This is a genomic window from Nocardia sp. NPDC057663 (assembly GCF_042799895.1).
Taxonomy (GTDB): domain Bacteria; phylum Actinomycetota; class Actinomycetes; order Mycobacteriales; family Mycobacteriaceae; genus Nocardia.
The window spans coordinates 355,573-372,243 of record NZ_JBHVHX010000006.1 but is presented as its reverse complement, the minus strand read 5'-3'; the positions used below and the strand labels follow the sequence as shown (position 1 = coordinate 372,243).

Below are 16,671 nucleotides of genomic sequence, written 5' to 3'. Positions count from 1 at the left end.
GTCGCGGGCGCCTGTCGCCGAATCGAGGTCGCTGCGCCGGAATCCGACACGTTCTACGCTGATCTGGTGGATTCGGTCAGGCTGGATGCCGTCGATCTGGGGTTGCTGCACGCCCTGCAGGTCGATGGTCGTGCCTCGTTCAGCCGGATCGCGGAGGTGCTCGACGTCTCCGACCGGACGGTGGCGCGCAGGTTCGCGCGGTTGCGGGCGCACGGTCTGGTCCGGGTCACCGGCGTCGCGGACAGTCGGCGGATCGGGCACGCGGAATGGCTGGTTCGCATCCGGGTCCGGCCGGGCGGCGCCGCCGCGCTCGCGCAGGCGCTGGCGCGGCGGGCGGATACGTCGTGGGTGAGTGTGCTGTCCGGTGGCACCGAGGTGACGTGTTTCTTTCGCGTCGACAGTGCGTCGACGGCGCCGCTGGACGCGCTGGCCCGGCATCCCCAGGTCGACTCGGTCGACGTCCAGCTGCTGCTGCGGCATCTGACCGATCGCCGCTGGCACGGCCGCACCTCGGCGCTGACCACCGAGCAGGTCACCGCCCTCGCCCCCGCGACGACCGACCGGCCGGACACTGTCGCGATGACCGAACTCGACCGCAGGCTGCTGCCCGCGCTCGCCGCCGACGGCCGAGCCGACTACGCGCGGCTGTCGCGCGCGGTCGACTGGTCGGAGTCAGCGGTGCGACGGCGCGTGGACGAGCTCCGCCATCATCGCGTGCTGCGGTTCGATGTGGAGATCGATGCGGCGGTGCTGGGTTATCCGCTGCAGGCAATCCTGTGGATGACCATCGCGCCCGCCCAGCTCGTCGCCGCCGCCCTGACGTTGTCGACGCATCAGGAGGCGGCCTTCGTCGGCGGAACCACCGGGCCGCACAACGTGATCGTCATCGTCGTGTGCCGCGACGCGAACGCCCTGTTCGACTACGTCGCAGGCCCCATCGGTGCGCTCGCGGGTCTCGAACGCGTGGAGGCGGTGCCGATCACGGCCATCGCCAAACGGGCCGCGCCGGTCGTCTGATTCAGGCCGTTCCCCGGACCTCGATCCAGTCCTGGGACGAGGCGAGTAAGACGCGATGCCGCGAGCCGGATGGCTGAGAACTTGGCGGAGACGGAGGGATTTGAACCCCCGATGGTGTTACCCATGCTCGCTTTCAAGGCGAGTGCATTCGGCCGCTCTGCCACGTCTCCCTAGAATGGAATGGTAGCGGACGCATCCGCGACAACAGATCTCGCTCGTACATGGGTAACTCGCCGGGTACCGGCCTACCCGACCACACACCCGACCGCCGGACGCCGAGCACCTCGTCGCGCACCTGAGTCTGGCCAGAAAACGCGGAGAGGCGGAACTGCTGCTCTCATGCATGCGATCGAGTTGAACGGGTTCGGTGGGCCCGAGGTGCTGGAGTGGACCGTGACGGTCGATCCGGAGCCGGGGCCGGGAGAGGTGCTGGTCGAGGTCATCGCGGCGGGGGTGAATCGGGCCGACGTGTTGCAGCGGCGGGGGTTCTATCCGCCGCCCGCCGATGCGAGTTCGGTGCCGGGGCTGGAGTGTTCGGGGACGATCGTCGCGCTCGGGGACGGGGTGCGCGATTGGCAGGTCGGGGATCGGGTGTGCGCGCTGCTGGCGGGCGGTGGGTACGCCGAGCTGGTGGCGGTGCCCGCGACGCAGTTGCTGCCGATTCCGGACGGGCTCGATCCGGTCGCCGCGGCGGGTCTGCCCGAGGTGGCGACAACGGTGTGGTCGAACCTGGTGATGACGGCGGGGCTGCGGTCGGGGCAGCTGGTGTTGATCCACGGTGGCGGCGGGGGGATCGGTACCCACGCGATTCAGGTGGCGCGGGGGCTCGGGGCGCGGGTGGCGGTGACGGCCGGGTCGGACGAGAAACTGGCCAAGTGCGCCGAGCTGGGGGCCGAGCTGCTGATCAACTACAAGACGCAGGATTTCGTCGCCGAGATCGCGGCTCAGCTGTCACCGGCGGGCGGTGCGGGCGCCGATGTCATCCTCGACAACATGGGCGCGTTGTACCTGGAACGCAATGTGGAGTCGCTGGCGCCGCACGGTCAGCTGGTGGTGATCGGCATGCAGGGCGGCATCGCCGGGACGCTGAACCTGGCCACGCTGCTGCGCAAATGGGGCACGGTGCACGCGACGAACGTGCGTAACCGGCCGCGTACCGGCGCGGGCAGCAAGGCCGAGGTCGTGGCCGCGGTGCGCGCGCAGCTGTGGCCGCAGGTCGCCGCGGGCGAGATCGTGCCCGTCATCTCCGCCGAGCTGCCGATCACCGAGGCGGGCCGTGCGCACGAGCTGCTCGACGACTCGGAGACCTTCGGCAAGGTGGTCCTGCGGGTCCGCGATTGACACTGCGCCAGGCGTCCACCGATCGCCGCGGTCGTCGGGAATGCGACCGATTCGGCGAAAAGCGAACGACTGGCGCAGGTTATTCGAGCGAACTCAGCGCCCGTCCGAGCTGGTCGATCTCATAGCGCGTGGTGTACGGCGCCAGGCCGATCGTGACGGCGCCACCCTCGTCGTTGACACCGAGCGCGTCGAGTAACCGGCTGCCGCCGTGCACACCGCTGACCGTGCCGATCCGGTTGTCGGCCAGCTTGGCCGCCACCTTCTCCGCCTGCATGCCCGCCATCGTGAAACTGACGGTGGGGATGCGGGTGGAGGCGCGGCCGATCACGGTGAGGTTCTCGACCTTGTCGAGCACCTGCATCAGGTGATCGAACAGCTGGTCGTGGTAGTCCTGCAGCGAGGTGATCGACATCTCGAGCCGTTCGCGGCGGGTGCCGCGGGCGCGTTCGTCGAGCCCGGCGAGGAAGTCGATCGACTCGGTGAGCCCGGCCAGCAGCGCGTACTGATGCCCGCCGACCTCGAGCCGTTCAGCACCCTTGGCATAGGGATTGAGCGACATCGACGGGATGCGGTCGAGGAACGCCGGGTCACGGAACACCAGCGCGCCCACCTGCGGGCCGCCCCAGGACGGCGCGCTCAGCGCGACCACGTCGGCGTTCAGTTCGTCGATGTCGATCAGCGCGTACGGTGCGGCGCCGAACGCGTCGGCGACCAGCAGACCACCCACGTCGTGCACCCGGTCCGCGGCCACCCGGACCGCGGGCGCGGAGCCGACGATCGGGGACGCCGCGGTGAGCGCGACCAGGCGCGCGGTCGGGCCGATGAGCTCCTCGAACTGCCAGGACGGCATCTCGCAGGTCTCGATCTCGACCTCGGCCCAGCGCACATGCGCGCCGTAGCGGTTGGCGATGCGCAGCCACGGGGCGACATTGGCCTCGTCGTCGAGCCGGGACAGCACGATGCCGGTGCCGAGACCGAGCCGGGAACTCAGCGATTCCGCCAGCCAGGCCAGCAGCACCGCGCGATCGGGTCCGAGCACGACGCCGGCCGGATCTCCACCGACCAGGTCGGCGACCGCCGCACGCGCGGCGTCGAGGATCGCACCGCTGCGGGTCGCCGCACCGTGGCGGCCGATGTGGGAAAACGAGGAGGTGCGGAAACCCGTTGAGACGGCACGCGATACCGAATCGGGAACGAGCATCCCCGCCTGCGGGTCCAGATGAATCCAGCCGTCGCCCAGGGACGGTATCAGGCCCCGAACCCTCGCGACGTCATAAGTCATGGTGGCCACTTTAAGGGCAGCGGGCGTCCCGGTGTAACCGCGTCGGGGTTTTAGCGCGAACCCGGCACACACGCAATGATGGGGATATGACGCACTCGGAGGATGTACCGGAATCCATCGTCGTGATCGGTCCTGACGGCCGTCCGCTCGCCGTGCCCACCGACCAGAACGGCGGTGCCACGTTCACCGGACAGGTCGTGCCCGACGGCGAGAAGACCGCCACCGACGACGCCGACGAGGGTGAGTCGCTGGCCGACATGGTCGAGCAGCCCGCCAAGGTGATGCGCATCGGCACCATGATCAAGCAGCTGCTCGAGGAGGTGCGGGCGGCTCCGCTCGACGACGCGAGCCGGACCCGGCTCAAGGAGATCCACAAGTCCTCGGTCCGCGAGCTCGAGCAGGGCCTGGCCCCCGAACTGCGCGAGGAGCTGGAGCGCCTCACGCTGCCGTTCACCGACGAGTCGGTGCCCTCGGACGCCGAACTGCGGATCGCCCAGGCTCAGCTGGTCGGCTGGCTCGAAGGCCTGTTCCACGGCATCCAGACCGCGCTGTTCGCCCAGCAGATGGCCGCCCGCGCGCAGCTGGAACAGATGCGTCAGGGCGCCTTGCCACCCGGCGTGCACGCGGGTGATCACAAGGCCGGTGGCCACGTCGGCGGCGGGCAGTACCTGTAGGCCCTCCGACCGGCGCACACGCCGTACCGGCCATCGATGCACCCTGTAAGGTCGGGGACCGTGCCCGCAGCTGCCGCTCGTCCCGATTCGGTCTCCGACCAGAGTGACGCGCGTACCGAAGAGAGCCCCGTGCATTCCGACGACAACTCCCCGGTGACCGAGGCCGAACCGGCCGAGGTCGCGCAACCGATGGTGTCGGACTCACAGACGTTCACGCGCGCGTTCAAGGACATGCGCGACGGCTTCCATCAGCGCGAGCTATGGCTGTCGCTGGGCTGGCAGGACATCAAGCAGCGGTATCGCCGGTCGGTGCTCGGCCCGTTCTGGATCACCATCGCGACCGGGCTGCAGGCGCTGGCGATGGGTCTGCTGTATTCGACGCTGCTCGATCAGCCGATCAGCGAATACCTGCCGTATGTGACGGTCGGCCTGATCGTCTGGAACGTCATCCAGGCCTCGATCCTCGAGGGTTCCGATGTCTTCATCGCCAACGAGGGCCTGATCAAACAGCTGCCGTCGGCGTTGAGCGTGCACGTGTACCGGCTGGTGTGGCGGCAGTTCCTGTTCTTCATCCACAACGCGGCGATCTACGCGGTGCTGGTGGTCGCGTTCTCGATCTGGCGTGACCTGAACTGGTCGATCCTGCTGGTGTTCCCGGCGATCATCCTGCTGTTCCTCAACGCCATGTGGGTGTCGATCGTGTTCGGCATCTTCTCCACCCGCTACCGCGACATCGCCCCGATCCTCGGCTCGATGACGCTGATGCTGTTCGTGCTGACCCCCGTCATGTGGTCGACGAAGGCGCTGGAGAACTCGGTCGGCGGGATGAGCGACCGGGCCAAGCTGATCGAGATCGTGCCCACCTTCCACTACCTGGAGATCGTGCGCGCGCCGCTGCTCGGCGAGCCGTCGGAGTGGCATCACTGGGCGATCGTCGGTGCGATCACGGTGGTCGGCTGGATCGTCGCGATCCTCGCGCTCAAGCAGTACCGTGCCCGCGTCCCGTACTGGGTTTAGGAGCAGTCTCCGATGAGCCGTGTGAGTATCGAAACCCAGCAGGCATGGGTCGAGTTCCCCATCTTCGACGCCAAGTCGCGGTCGCTGAAGAAGGCGTTCCTCGGCAAGGCGGGCGGCGCGATCGGGCGCAACAGCTCGGACGTTGTCGTCGTCGAGGCGCTGCGCGACATCAGCCTGTCGCTGAAGGAAGGTGACCGGGTCGGCCTGGTCGGCCACAACGGCGCGGGCAAGTCGACGCTGCTGCGGCTGCTGTCGGGCATCTACGAACCCTCGCGCGGCAGCGCGCGCATCCGCGGCCGGGTGGCGCCCGTGTTCGACCTCGGTGTCGGCATGGACCCGGAGATCTCCGGCTACGAGAACATCATCATCCGCGGCCTGTTCCTCGGGCAGACCCGCAAGCAGATGATGTCCAAGATCGACGAGATCGCCGATTTCACCGAGCTCGGCGAGTACCTGTCGATGCCGCTGCGCACCTACTCCACCGGTATGCGGGTGCGCCTGGCGATGGGTGTCGTCACCTCGATCGACCCCGAGATCCTGCTGCTCGACGAGGGCATCGGCGCGGTCGACGCCGAGTTCATGAAGAAGGCGCGCACGCGGCTGCAGTCGCTGGTCGCGCGCTCGGGCATCCTCGTCTTCGCCAGCCATTCCAACGAGTTCCTCGCCCAGCTGTGCGACACCGCGATGTGGGTCGACCACGGCCAGATCCGGCTGCACGGCGGCATCGAGGAAGTTGTGCGAGCGTACGAGGGTCCCGACGCGGGTAATCACGTGGCACAGGTGCTGCGTGAGCTGGAGACCGAGGGCGCAACGGGCGCAGGCGGCGAACGAGAACTGGAGCAGAACCAGGCATGAGCGACGACGACGGGAAGCCGGTGCCGGGTGGGTTCAGCATGACCGATCGGCTCGAGGCGAACGGTTCCGCACTGCCCGATGATGCCGAGTTGCCTGCCGGAGCCGAACTGGCCGATCTGCATACCGAGACCGGTCCGCAGGCGCGGATCATCGGCGTTGTCGTCACGCACAAGCGCCGTGAGCTGCTCGCCGAATCGCTGAAGGTGCTGGCCTCGCAGTCGCGACCGATCGACCATCTGATCGTCGTCGACAACGCCAACGAGGACGAGGTGGCCGAGCTGGTCGCCCAGCAGCCGATCGAGGCGACCTACCTGGGTTCGCGGCACAACCTCGGCGGCGCGGGCGGTTTCGCGCTCGGCATGCTGCACGCGCTCACCATGGGCGCGGACTGGGTGTGGCTGGCCGACGACGACGGCCGCCCCGACGGTCCCGAGGTGCTGGCGACCCTGCTCGATTGCGCGCGCCGCCACAATCTCGTCGAGGTGTCGCCGGTGGTGTGCGACATCGACGAGCCCGACCGGCTCGCGTTCCCGCTGCGCCGCGGTGTCGTCTGGCGGCGGCTTCGCTCGGAGCTCGGTGACGAGGACTTCCTGCCCGGTATCGCCTCGCTGTTCAACGGCGCGCTGATCTCGGCGAAGGCGGTCGACCTGATCGGCGTGCCCGACCTGCGCCTGTTCGTGCGCGGTGACGAGGTCGAGGTGCATCGCCGGCTCGTGCGCTCGGGCCTGCCGTTCGGCACCTGTCTGCAAACCGCCTACCTGCACCCGAACGGCGCCGAGGAGTTCAAGCCGATCCTCGGCGGCCGGATGCACACGCAGTACCCGGACGACCCGGTGAAGCGGTACTTCACCTACCGCAACCGCGGCTATCTGATGGCGCAGCCGGGCATGCGGAAGCTGTTGCCGCAGGAGTGGATCCGGTTCTCCTGGTTCTTCCTGGTGACCCGGCGCGATCCGGCCGGTCTGCGTGAGTGGTTCCGGCTACGCTCGCTCGGCCGCAACGAACAGTTCGGCAAGCCCGACCCGAAATAAATCGGTTGCCGCGGACCGCAGCGATGTGTCAATGTCTGTGGACCAGCGAGAAGAAGCGAGGAGGTGGATGTCCGTGATCGTGAGGATTGCCGTGCCCCGGCGGGCTGTGTATTCGCACACCGCCGACGTGGACTCCACCCCGAACTCTTCTCGCTGAGCCCGCCGTCGGGCTCGGCCCCGACGAAGGACTCCCCCTCATGGTCGACTACGACCGCCTCGTCCCTTACGGCTGGACCGAAGCCGTAGCTTCCGAATACCTTCCCCTCCTCGGCGACCTCGTTCCCGCGCGCATCGTCCGGATGGACCGCAGCGAATGCGATGTGGTGACACCCACCGGACCTGCCCGTGCCGCCTGCCCGCGGGACATCACCGGTCTGTGCACCGGCGACTGGGTCGGCACCGATGCCGAACAGACTGTGCGGCACCTGTTGCCGCGACGCTCGGCGATCATGCGGTCGTCGGTGTCGGGCCGTTCGGTCGCCCAGGTACTGGCGACCAATGTCGATACCGTGCTGATCTGCACGGCCGCCGACGGCGATGTGGACCTGGGCCGGATCGAGCGGATGCTCGCCCTGACCTGGGAGAGCAATGCGCAGCCGGTCGTCGTGCTCACCAAAGCCGATGCCGCGGTGGATATCCCGCTCGACGAGGTGCGTGCCGTCGCACCCGGGGCGACGGTGCTCGCGGTGAGCGCTTCCGCCGAGGTCGGCTTGGATGTCCTCACCGCACTGCTCTCCGGCACGGTCGCGCTGATCGGCCCGTCCGGTGCGGGCAAGTCGACCCTCGCCAACGCCCTACTAGGCGCGGAGGTGTTCGCCACCAACGCCGTTCGCGCGGTCGACGGCAAAGGGCGCCACACCACCGTGCATCGTGAGTTGCGGCCGCTGCCCGGCGGCGGCACCCTCATCGACACTCCGGGACTACGTGGCATCGGCCTGTACGACGCCGCCGACGGCATCGGCAAGACATTCAGCGATATCGAATCCCTCGCCGCCGAATGCCGTTTCGCCGACTGCGCTCACCTGACCGAGCCCGGATGCGCGGTCCTCGCCGCGCTCGCCGACGGCACCCTCCCCGAACGCCGTTTGACGAGCTATCGCAAATTGGCCAAGGAGAACGAGTGGATGGCGGCCCGCACCGACAAGCGCCTCGCCGCCGAACGGGCGCAGGTCTGGCGCACCATCACCAAACAGCATCGCCGCCAGTACCGCGAACGCGGCCACCGCTGACCTACCTACCGGGACAAATGATCACCACGCTCCGAGTTCGGCCTCGGCCTGCACCGGAGCGTGGTGATCGTGTTCCGCCAACGGGGCGAGCAGGCCCGTCGAACGGGCTTGCGCTCGCCCGGCCGGGGGCGCGGCGGCGCGATAGGGTTCGGGCGCACGGTTCGCTATCCGGGAGGGATAAATGAGTAGCCCCGGCGATTTCCCACCACCACAGCCCACCGATCCAGCTCGTGCCGATCTCGGCGAAACAGAAGGTGGCACACCGCAACCCAGCTTGATCCGGCAACCCACCGGCGACCAGTGGTCGGTGAGCAGGCCGGAGATCCCGCAGCCGGGCCACGCACGACCTGTCGCTCCCCCGCCGGGATTCGGTGGTCCGGGTACGCCGCCGCCCCCGTTCGGACAGCCTCCCGCAGGCCCCGGAACTCCCTCCCCGGGCTTCGGTCCACCACCCGCGGGCCCCGGCGCTCCAGCACCCGGGTTCGGGAACCCACCCGCAGGGCACGGGGCCCCGGCTCCGGGCTTCGGCCAACCCGGCCCCGGTACGCCGGCGCCGGGCTTCGGCCAGCAGGGCCCCGGCACTCCACCTCCCGGCTTCGGCCAACCACCTGTCGGCTCCGGCACTCCACCTCCCGGCTTCGGCCAACCACCTGTCGGCTCCGGCACTCCCGCTCCCGCATTCGGCCCGCCCGGATTCGGCCGACCGCCCGCGGAGTCAGGGGCTTCGGCCCCCGGACATCCGGCGGTGCCACCGCCAGGCTTCGGCCAGCAGGGCCCCGGCACCCCGCCGCCCGGATTCGGCCGTCCGCCTGCGGGACCGGGAGCCGAAGCTCCCGGTCAGCCGCCGACCGGCTTCGGACAGCCGCAGATCCCGCCACCGGGCCAGCCTCATAGCCCCGGTTTCGGCCAACCACACACTCCACCAACTGGTCTCGGTCAGGCGCAGGGCGCTCCGCAGGGGTACGGCCCGCCGCCGGGTGGACCCGAGCAGCCGGGATTCCCACCGCCCCAGCACCCTTCGGCCACGGTCTCCTTCGACGGTTTCGCCGGCCCGCCGACTGATCAGCCGCCATTCGGCGAGAGCGGACAACCGCCGCCTAGCGCACCGGACCGGGATGCCGTCGGCCAATCGCTCTTGGGCGCACCTGGCCAATTCGGTCTGGGCAGCCAACCACGCGAGGGCGTGCCGGGCCAATTCGGCCAGCCGCCCATGGGTGCCCCCGGCCAGTTCGGTGGCCGACCACCCCACGGCGCACCTGGCCAGTTCGGTCCCGGCGGTCACCCGCAGCAAGGCGGACCCGGCCAGTTCGGCCAGCCGTCCCCTGGCGCGCCGGGTCAATTCGGCGGTCCACCGCCCGCGACCGGCCCGCAGGGCGCATCGCAGCAAAGCTTGAATCCGCCTGGGCTGATGGTGGATTCGTCGTTCTCCTGGGTGTCGTTCATGATGGCGCTGGTCAAGCCGAAGATCTTCGTCAATGGTCAGCGGGTGCCCGATACGCGATGGGGGCAGACCCACGTGCCGGTCGGGCCGGGGCAGTACCACGTCCGGGTGGTGACGCCGTGGCTGTTCGACATCGGGCAGGCGGAGATCCAGGTTCCGGTCGGCCAGGGGCCGGGTAGCAAGGTCTACTACAGGTCGCCCGCCGCCATCTTCGTCAAGGGCGCGATCGGGTGGGAGCCGCAGAAGACGCCGGGCCTGATCTTCGTATGGCTGCCGTGGGCCGGGGTCGCGGTGCTTTCCGTGTTGATGTTCGGCCTGATCCTGCTGGGCTGACGCCGGTCGCCACACCGACAACGAGAAACGCCGCGCCGGAACGAATTCCGGCGCGGCGTTCAGCAGTACAGACCGCTCAGCTGGGGTCGATCCCGTAGAGCCTGGCCCAGTTCTCGCGGCTGGTGAGCTCGGGCACCGCGGTGCGGTACTCGGCCTGCAGGGCGGGCAGTTCCTTGCGGAGCTTGCGCAGGGTGCGGTAGGTGCGGATCAGCAGCGCGCGGGCGCGAGCCTTGTCGCGGCGGCGCACGCGGACGCCGGACTGGGAGGCATCGGTGACGACCACGTGGTCGAACAGGCCGATGTGCCACCAGTGCGCGTCCTCGCGGGTGATGCCGATCAGGCCGTGCTGGGTGCGCCCGGTCCACTGCGCGATCGCGCGCTTGATCAGCACCAGGGTGACCCGGCTCGGTTCACCACCGGCCCGGCGGATCTGGATGTCGGCGGAGTTCACCGGCGGGGTCGCGGCGGGGTGCTTGATGGTCTCGGGGTAGTCGCCGCGGGTGCCGCGGGCGGCGGCCAGGGCGTCGATGCCGCCGTCACGCAGCACCTTCGGGCCCTTCATGAAGTCCTCGATGCCCTGCAAGGTGGTGTGCACGAGGCCGTACTGCATGCCGACGAGGTGCTCGGCGATGTTGCGGAAGAACTCGCGCGTGATCGCCTTGCCGTCGAGATCGGTGTGCAGGGCGCCGACGATGAGCGAGTTGCGCGTGGAGAAGTAGCGCGCCCAGTCGTCGTAGTCCTTCCAGTAGAAGTCGGCGTGCCAGACGGCGGCGTTGGGCAGGGTGACGGTGACGAAACCGTGTTCCCGCGCGCGGATGCCGTACTCCACGTCGTCCCACTGGAAGAAGATCGGCACCGGCAGGCCGATCTTGGCGACCACCTCGGCCGGGATCAGGCAGGTCCACCAGGCGTTGTAGCCCGCGTCGACGCGGCGCTCCTGGTTCTTCTTGAGCATGGAGGTGTTGCGCAGCGCCTTGGGCACCTTCTGGCCGTGCTTGAGCTCGTGCAGGTGCACCTCCTCCGCGCCGACGTTGAGGTAGTCGGGGTTGAGCAGGAACAGCATCTGCGCGCCGACCAGGGTCGGTTCGACGGTCAGGTTGGCGAAGGCCTGCAACCGCAGCACGGTCTCGGGCTCGCAGAGGATGTCGTCGTCCATCAGGATGACGTCGGCGTGCTCGTTGGCCGCCGACACCTCGTAGAGGCCGCGGGTGAAGCCACCGGCGCCGCCGAGGTTGGGCTGGCGGATGTAGCGCAGCTTGTCGCCGAAGTCGGGGCGCACCTGCTGGAACAGCGGGCGGTCCTCGACCAGGTCGGTGCCCTGGTCGACGACGTAGACCGCGTCGATGGCGGCGAGCACGGTCTGGTCCGAGGCCAGCGCGGCCACGGTGTGCGCGCAGTCCTCGGCGCGGTTGAAGGTGCAGATCGCGATGGCGACCGGGCGGACCTTCTCCGGCGCCTGCGCGGTCCAGGCGAGCTCGGTGATGCCGAGCGGGCCGCCGATGGCGTCGAACTCGAGCCACAGCGCGCCACCGTCGACGTACTGGTCCAGCGGTGCGGTCAGGCTGACGCGGCCGCTGCTGGTTGCCACGAGCGAGGCGATGATGCGGCGGTGGCCCGCGATGTCGGAGGCGACCAGGCGCACATTGGCCTTGTCACCGACCTCGAGGGTCGCGCTCGCCGTCACTTCGGTGACGGTGGTCCAGCGCTGCCAGTAGCTGGCGGCGAAGCGGCCGAAGTAGGTGTTGGTGTGCGCGGTGGCGCCCTTGGGCAGGTGCAGCGCCAAGCGCTCACGGACCGCGGCGCCGCCCTTGACGACGGCGTAGAGCTCGTCGCTCACCCGGGCCGACGGACCGGTGAATATGCCCCTGGCCAGCACCAGCCGCTCCGGCGCCGCGTGTTCGCCGCGCAGCGATTCCGGCGCGGCCGCGCGCCGATCGTTCGATTCGGTCACGGCTCCCGTAGCCGACTGTTCCATGAAGTCCTCGAAATTCTCGGTATCGACTGCGCCGACGCAAGCAGTCACGTAAAGAAAGGGCGGCGCGGCAGGCGGGGGTGAGGATATCAATCGCCCGGCCTCGTCGCGCCGTCAGTGAGGGGTCGCCGCACCCCGCGCGTGTTGCTCCTCGGTTGCCGAAGAGCCGGTGAAGACGAATTTGTCGTAGGCCCAATAGCGGAATACGACCGCGACGATCTGGCCGATCAACGTGCCGGAAATGTTGTCCGACAGCGGCGAGGACAGGTCGAGCACATAGCGGGAAAAGCCGAGGCAGCCGAGTTGCAGGCCGATCGCGACCACGTTGAATACCGCGTACAAAAGGTATTCACGACCGGGGTTGTCGGTCTTCTTGTGCGAGAACGTCCACCACTTGTTGCCGAAGTAGGTGACCACCGTCGCCACCGCTATCGCGATGATCTTGGCGGGCAGCGGAGAGTGATACAGCACACCTTCGGAGAAGGAGAATCCCCCGCCCCAGAAGACGAGCAGGTTGTAGGTGCCCGCGTCGACGAGAAATCCGATCGCGCCGACGACGAGGAACGCCGCCCCCTGCCGCAGGGCCGTCACCACCTTGGACATCAAGGACGCGGGGACCGGCTCGGACAAATCGGGGTGGGACACGGGCCGACCGTACACCGATGGCCCGTCGGCTCCCGCGTTAAGCTCGCTGAACCGGGTGAGCGGATCGCCACCGCGCTGTGTACCCTCCCGGTGTCCCACTGCTGCCTACATCGAGGATTTGACCCGGGTGGACTCCACCGAGCTTCGCATTGCCGCCGTGGTCCCCTGCCACAACGAAGAGGCCGCGGTCGCCAAGGTCGTCGCCGACCTGAAGGCCGCCGTGCCGGGGATCGTCGTCTACGTCTACGACAACCTGAGCACCGACCGCACCGCCGAATGCGCCCGCGAGGCCGGGGCGATCGTGCGCTACGAGAACACCAAGGGCAAGGGCAACGTCGTGCGCCGCGCCTTCGCCGACATCGAGGCCGACGTCTACGTGATGATCGACGGCGACGACACCTACGAGGCGTCGGCGGCGCCGCTGATGATCAAGACGCTGCTCGACGGCCCCTACGATCACGTGCTCGGCGTGCGCAAGCAGGACGAGGACACCAACGCCTACCGCTCGGGTCACGAGACCGGCAACAAGGTGCTCAACGGCGTCGTCGGCAAGGTGTTCGGCGAGAACGTCGAAGACATGCTGAGCGGCTTCCGGGTGTTCTCCCGCCGGTTCGTCAAGAGCTTCCCCGCCGTCTCGCGCGAGTTCGAGATCGAGACCGAACTGACCGTGCACTCGCTGCACCTGCGGGTGCCGCAGACCGCGGTGCAGGTCGGTTTCCGTGACCGCCCGGCGGGCAGTGAATCCAAGCTGCGCACCTACCGCGACGGCACCAAGATCCTCGCACTGATCCTCGGCCTGGCCAGGCACGAGCGCCCAGTGGCGTTCTACGGCCTGTTCGGCACGCTGGCCTGGCTGGTGTCGCTGGTCCTGACCGTCCCGATCGTGGTCGAGTTCTACAACACCCACACGGTGCCGCGGTTCCCGACGCTGTTCCTCGCGTTCACGCTTGTCATGCTCGGCAGCCTGGCCTGGACCGCGGGCATGATCCTCGACGGCATCCGCCGGTCCCGCCACGAAGCGGCGCGACTGGTCTACCTGCGCTATTCGGCTGCCGGGGTGAACGACGACGTCGCTGCCGGAGACCATCGGTGACGACTTCGACCGAGCCGGACACCACCGTCGAACACAGCGTGCCCGCTCCCCCCGCACCGAGCGCCAAGGACCGGGTCCTCGCGCCGGTGCGCACGCTGATCCGGAAGCTGGGCGCGGCCACGGTCGCGTTCGCCGTGGTCGCCACGCTGTTCGGCGCGCTGTTCGCCGTGCTCACGCCATCGTTCTGGGGCCATGACGAGGTGACTCAGTTCGGCCGCGCCTACCAGGTCGCGCACGGCGGGGTGTTCCCGCAGCGCATCGCCGACGATCGCGGTGTCGCCTACGGCGGCCAGATCCCGGTCAGCGTGGACGCGCTGATGGGCTACGCCTTCCGCGACTACAACGACAACCCCGACGAGTCGGACGAGCCCAATGCCATGGTGGCCGACCCCGCCGCCTACGACCGGCTGGGCGATGCCGAGATCTCCGCGGCCACCACGCCCATGTGGTTCACCAATACCGCCGCCTACTCGCCGGTGCCGTATGTGCCCGCCGCCGTCGGCATCCGGCTCGGTGAGGCGATCGGCCTGGATGTCGGCGGGTTGTCTCTGCTGACCCGGCTGGCCGGGCTGATCACCTACCTCGCGGTCGTCGGCTTCGCGCTGTACTCGCTGAAGGAGCGGCGCAGCCAGTGGCTGGTGTTCACCGTCGCGGTGCTGCCGATCGCGCTGTTCCAGGCTGGCACCGTCACCGCGGACACGCTCACCAACGCGCTCGCGATCATGGTGTCGGCGCTGTTGCTGAAGGCGCTGTTCATCGGTGATCGGCTGCGGCCGGTGGAAACCGGTGCGCTGCTGGCCGCGACGATCGCGCTGCCGCTGAGCAAACCGACGTATGTGCTGCTGGCGATGCTCGTTGTCGTCGTACCCGCCGACCGGCTGGGCCTCACCGGGAAACTCAAGCTGATTCCGTGGGCGTTCGCCGCGACCGGCGCCACGCTTTTCCTGGCGTGGACCAAGATCGCCGCGAAGACCGGCGAGGGCATGGGCCTGATGCGCCCGCCGCACCAGTGGTACGAGGTGCGCCCCGGTGACCAGCTGAAGGGAATCCTCAGCGACCCGGTGCAATTCGTGCACACTTTCGGCGAGAGCATCGCGCTGCGTGATCACCGCTGGTTCAATCAGTTCTTCGGTGAACTCGGCTTCGCCTATGTCGACGTGCCCGCGATTTCGATGCTGGCGTGCCTGATCGCCTTCGCGGTGAGTTTCGGTATCGCCGACCGGATGAGCACCGTGACGGCCACTTTCCGGCGCACCCTGATCGTGGCGCTGACGGTGCTGGCGAGCGTGGCGATGATCTACGTGACGCTGTACATGTCGTTCACGCCGGTCGATTTTTACATCATCGACGGCGTGCAGGGCCGGTATTTCGTGCCGCTGGCGATCATGGGCCTGGCCGTCGTTGCTCGCTGGGTTCCCTTGCGGCTCACCGATTCCGACGGCGTGATTCCCACCCGGGGAACGGCGATCACCGTCACCTGCGCGTCGGTTTTCGCGCTGATCGCTGCGGCCGCAACGTATTACACCGTCGTCTGGGGATAATTCCCCGGAAAACGGTGGGGGTCAGAGCGTCTTTTCGCCCGCCGCGGCGTAGGCGCGTTCGGTGGCGGCCTTCTTGGGCCGCCACCAGTCCTCGTTCTCGCGGTACCAGGTGATGGTGTCGGCCAGGCCGGCCCGGAAGTCCGCGTACCGCGGTGACCAGCCCAGTTCCGCGCGCAGCAGGCTCGCGTCGATGGCGTAGCGCTGGTCGTGACCCGGCCGGTCCGTCACGTGATCGAAGTCGGCGGGATCGCGGTCGAAGGCCTGCAGAATGAGCTGGACGACGCTGAGATTGTCGAGTTCGCCCTCGGCGCCGATGAGGTAGGTCTGGCCGGTGCGGCCGCGGTCGAGAATGTCCCACACCGCGCGATTGTGATCGTCGACGTGGATCCAGTCGCGCACCTGATGCCCGGCGCCGTACAGGCGCGGGCGCACACCGTCGATCAAATTGGTGATCTGGCGTGGGATGAATTTCTCCACATGCTGATACGGGCCGTAATTGTTGGAACAGTTCGACAGCGTCGCGCGGACGCCGAAGGACCGGGTCCAGGCGCGCACCAGCAGATCGCTGCCCGCTTTCGTCGCCGAATACGGGCTCGACGGGTTGTAGGCGGTGGTTTCGGTGAAGGCCGGGTCGTCCGGGGTGAGATCGCCGTACACCTCGTCGGTGGAGACGTGGTGGTAGCGCACGTCGTGCCTGCGCACCGCCTGCAGCAGCGAGTAGGTGCCGACGATATTGGTCTGCACGAACGGCCACGGCTCGGCCAGGGAGTTGTCGTTGTGCGATTCGGCGGCGAAATGCACCACCGCGTCGACGCCGCTGACCAGATTGTCGACCAGGTCGAGATCGGCGATGTCGCCGTGCACGAATTCGATCCGATCGGCGACCGAATCCAGGGACGCGCGGTTTCCCGCGTAGGTGAGCGCGTCGAGGACGGTCACGTGCACATCCGGGCGCGTGGCCACGGTCTGGTGGACGAAATTCGCGCCGATGAAGCCGGCCCCGCCGGTTACGAGCACTCGCACGACGCCAACGATACGTGCTCGGGCATGCTTGCCGTGCGGCGGAGTCCGGCCGAAATCCGTTGCCGTACCGCTGCACTGCGGAGAAGACCTAGATATTTACACCGTGATGTCGGTCACACTACGGGCTGGTAGGTTACGACTCAGGGTCTGCTTTCCTGAGAAAAGGCCCGGTCAACG

General features: G+C 68.5%; 14 protein-coding genes and 1 tRNA gene. 10 read left to right on the top strand and 5 right to left on the bottom strand.

All coding sequences use genetic code 11. The features are described from left to right. The first annotated feature begins 66 nt into the window (after positions 1-66). Positions 67-1,017, top strand: coding sequence for an Lrp/AsnC family transcriptional regulator (locus tag ACFVAV_RS17275; protein ID WP_379035891.1), 951 nt, complete (start codon positions 67-69; stop codon positions 1,015-1,017). 82 nt (positions 1,018-1,099) lie between these two features. On the opposite strand, the gene ACFVAV_RS17270 is transcribed toward ACFVAV_RS17275, so the two are convergent. Further along, positions 1,100-1,187: transfer RNA gene (locus ACFVAV_RS17270), tRNA-Ser, on the bottom strand. 169 nt (positions 1,188-1,356) lie between these two features. Here ACFVAV_RS17270 and ACFVAV_RS17265 point away from each other — a divergent pair. Further along, positions 1,357-2,358, top strand: coding sequence for an NAD(P)H-quinone oxidoreductase (locus tag ACFVAV_RS17265; RefSeq protein WP_379035890.1), 1,002 nt, complete (start codon positions 1,357-1,359; stop codon positions 2,356-2,358). Between the two features lie 79 nt (positions 2,359-2,437). Here the strand turns inward: ACFVAV_RS17265 and ACFVAV_RS17260 are convergent, their stop codons facing one another. After that, positions 2,438-3,640, bottom strand: coding sequence for a cysteine desulfurase-like protein (locus tag ACFVAV_RS17260; RefSeq protein ID WP_379035889.1), 1,203 nt, complete (start codon positions 3,638-3,640; stop codon positions 2,438-2,440). Between the two features lie 86 nt (positions 3,641-3,726). Between ACFVAV_RS17260 and ACFVAV_RS17255 the strand changes: the two genes are divergently transcribed. The 6 genes from ACFVAV_RS17255 to ACFVAV_RS17230 all read left to right on the top strand — a co-directional run bounded on the left by ACFVAV_RS17255 (position 3,727) and on the right by ACFVAV_RS17230 (position 10,220). After that, complete coding sequence (locus tag ACFVAV_RS17255) at positions 3,727-4,314, top strand: bacterial proteasome activator family protein (protein WP_379035887.1); 588 nt, start codon at positions 3,727-3,729, stop codon at positions 4,312-4,314. A 189-nt stretch (positions 4,315-4,503) separates the two neighbouring features. Then, positions 4,504-5,331 (top strand): ABC transporter permease, encoded by an 828-nt coding sequence (locus ACFVAV_RS17250; RefSeq protein ID WP_379035949.1) that lies wholly within the window; start codon positions 4,504-4,506, stop codon positions 5,329-5,331. A gap of 12 nt (positions 5,332-5,343) precedes the next feature. After that, positions 5,344-6,186 (top strand): ABC transporter ATP-binding protein, encoded by an 843-nt coding sequence (locus ACFVAV_RS17245; RefSeq protein WP_379035886.1) that lies wholly within the window; start codon positions 5,344-5,346, stop codon positions 6,184-6,186. Then, the gene (locus ACFVAV_RS17240; RefSeq protein ID WP_379035885.1) at positions 6,183-7,217 is read left to right on the top strand and encodes a glycosyltransferase; all 1,035 of its coding nucleotides are present in this window, start codon (positions 6,183-6,185) and stop codon (positions 7,215-7,217) included. The genes ACFVAV_RS17245 and ACFVAV_RS17240 overlap by 4 nt, the downstream gene beginning before the upstream one ends. Before the next feature lie 197 nt (positions 7,218-7,414). Continuing rightward, positions 7,415-8,446: a ribosome small subunit-dependent GTPase A gene (gene rsgA, locus ACFVAV_RS17235; RefSeq protein ID WP_379035884.1), complete on the top strand. Its 1,032-nt coding sequence runs from the start codon at positions 7,415-7,417 to the stop codon at positions 8,444-8,446. Between the two features lie 1,441 nt (positions 8,447-9,887). Then, positions 9,888-10,220 (top strand): hypothetical protein, encoded by a 333-nt coding sequence (locus tag ACFVAV_RS17230; RefSeq protein ID WP_379035883.1) that lies wholly within the window; start codon positions 9,888-9,890, stop codon positions 10,218-10,220. 76 nt (positions 10,221-10,296) lie between these two features. On the opposite strand, the gene ACFVAV_RS17225 is transcribed toward ACFVAV_RS17230, so the two are convergent. Both ACFVAV_RS17225 and ACFVAV_RS17220 read right to left on the bottom strand, forming a co-directional pair. After that, entirely contained in the window at positions 10,297-12,195 is a 1,899-nt protein-coding gene (locus ACFVAV_RS17225) for a glycosyltransferase (protein ID WP_379035882.1), read from the bottom strand. A 111-nt stretch (positions 12,196-12,306) separates the two neighbouring features. Continuing rightward, the gene (locus ACFVAV_RS17220) at positions 12,307-12,837 is read right to left on the bottom strand and encodes a GtrA family protein (RefSeq protein ID WP_379035881.1); all 531 of its coding nucleotides are present in this window, start codon (positions 12,835-12,837) and stop codon (positions 12,307-12,309) included. 127 nt (positions 12,838-12,964) lie between these two features. On the opposite strand from ACFVAV_RS17220, the gene ACFVAV_RS17215 reads away from it, so the two are divergent. After that, the gene (locus ACFVAV_RS17215; protein WP_379035880.1) at positions 12,965-13,930 is read left to right on the top strand and encodes a glycosyltransferase; all 966 of its coding nucleotides are present in this window, start codon (positions 12,965-12,967) and stop codon (positions 13,928-13,930) included. After that, positions 13,927-15,471, top strand: a complete 1,545-nt coding sequence (locus ACFVAV_RS17210) for a DUF2142 domain-containing protein (protein WP_379035879.1) — start codon at positions 13,927-13,929, stop codon at positions 15,469-15,471. The genes ACFVAV_RS17215 and ACFVAV_RS17210 overlap by 4 nt, the downstream gene beginning before the upstream one ends. A 21-nt stretch (positions 15,472-15,492) precedes the next feature. Here ACFVAV_RS17210 and rfbB read toward each other — a convergent pair whose 3' ends face one another. Further along, the gene (rfbB, locus tag ACFVAV_RS17205) at positions 15,493-16,494 is read right to left on the bottom strand and encodes a dTDP-glucose 4,6-dehydratase (protein WP_379035878.1); all 1,002 of its coding nucleotides are present in this window, start codon (positions 16,492-16,494) and stop codon (positions 15,493-15,495) included. Positions 16,495-16,671 lie beyond the last annotated feature (177 nt).

What these genes read in the sequence shown, in the direction of transcription:
- ACFVAV_RS17255 (WP_379035887.1), top strand. Translation starts at nt 3,727, where the DNA reads ATGACGCACTCGGAGGATGTACCGGAATCCATCGTCGTGATCGGTCCT.
- ACFVAV_RS17245 (WP_379035886.1), top strand. Translation starts at nt 5,344, where the DNA reads ATGAGCCGTGTGAGTATCGAAACCCAGCAGGCATGGGTCGAGTTCCCC.
- ACFVAV_RS17240 (WP_379035885.1), top strand. Translation starts at nt 6,183, where the DNA reads ATGAGCGACGACGACGGGAAGCCGGTGCCGGGTGGGTTCAGCATGACC.
- ACFVAV_RS17260 (WP_379035889.1), bottom strand. Translation starts at nt 3,640, where the DNA reads ATGACTTATGACGTCGCGAGGGTTCGGGGCCTGATACCGTCCCTGGGC.
- ACFVAV_RS17225 (WP_379035882.1), bottom strand. Translation starts at nt 12,195, where the DNA reads ATGGAACAGTCGGCTACGGGAGCCGTGACCGAATCGAACGATCGGCGC.
- ACFVAV_RS17250 (WP_379035949.1), top strand. Translation starts at nt 4,504, where the DNA reads ATGGTGTCGGACTCACAGACGTTCACGCGCGCGTTCAAGGACATGCGC.
- ACFVAV_RS17265 (WP_379035890.1), top strand. Translation starts at nt 1,357, where the DNA reads ATGCATGCGATCGAGTTGAACGGGTTCGGTGGGCCCGAGGTGCTGGAG.
- ACFVAV_RS17230 (WP_379035883.1), top strand. Translation starts at nt 9,888, where the DNA reads ATGATGGCGCTGGTCAAGCCGAAGATCTTCGTCAATGGTCAGCGGGTG.
- rsgA (WP_379035884.1), top strand. Translation starts at nt 7,415, where the DNA reads ATGGTCGACTACGACCGCCTCGTCCCTTACGGCTGGACCGAAGCCGTA.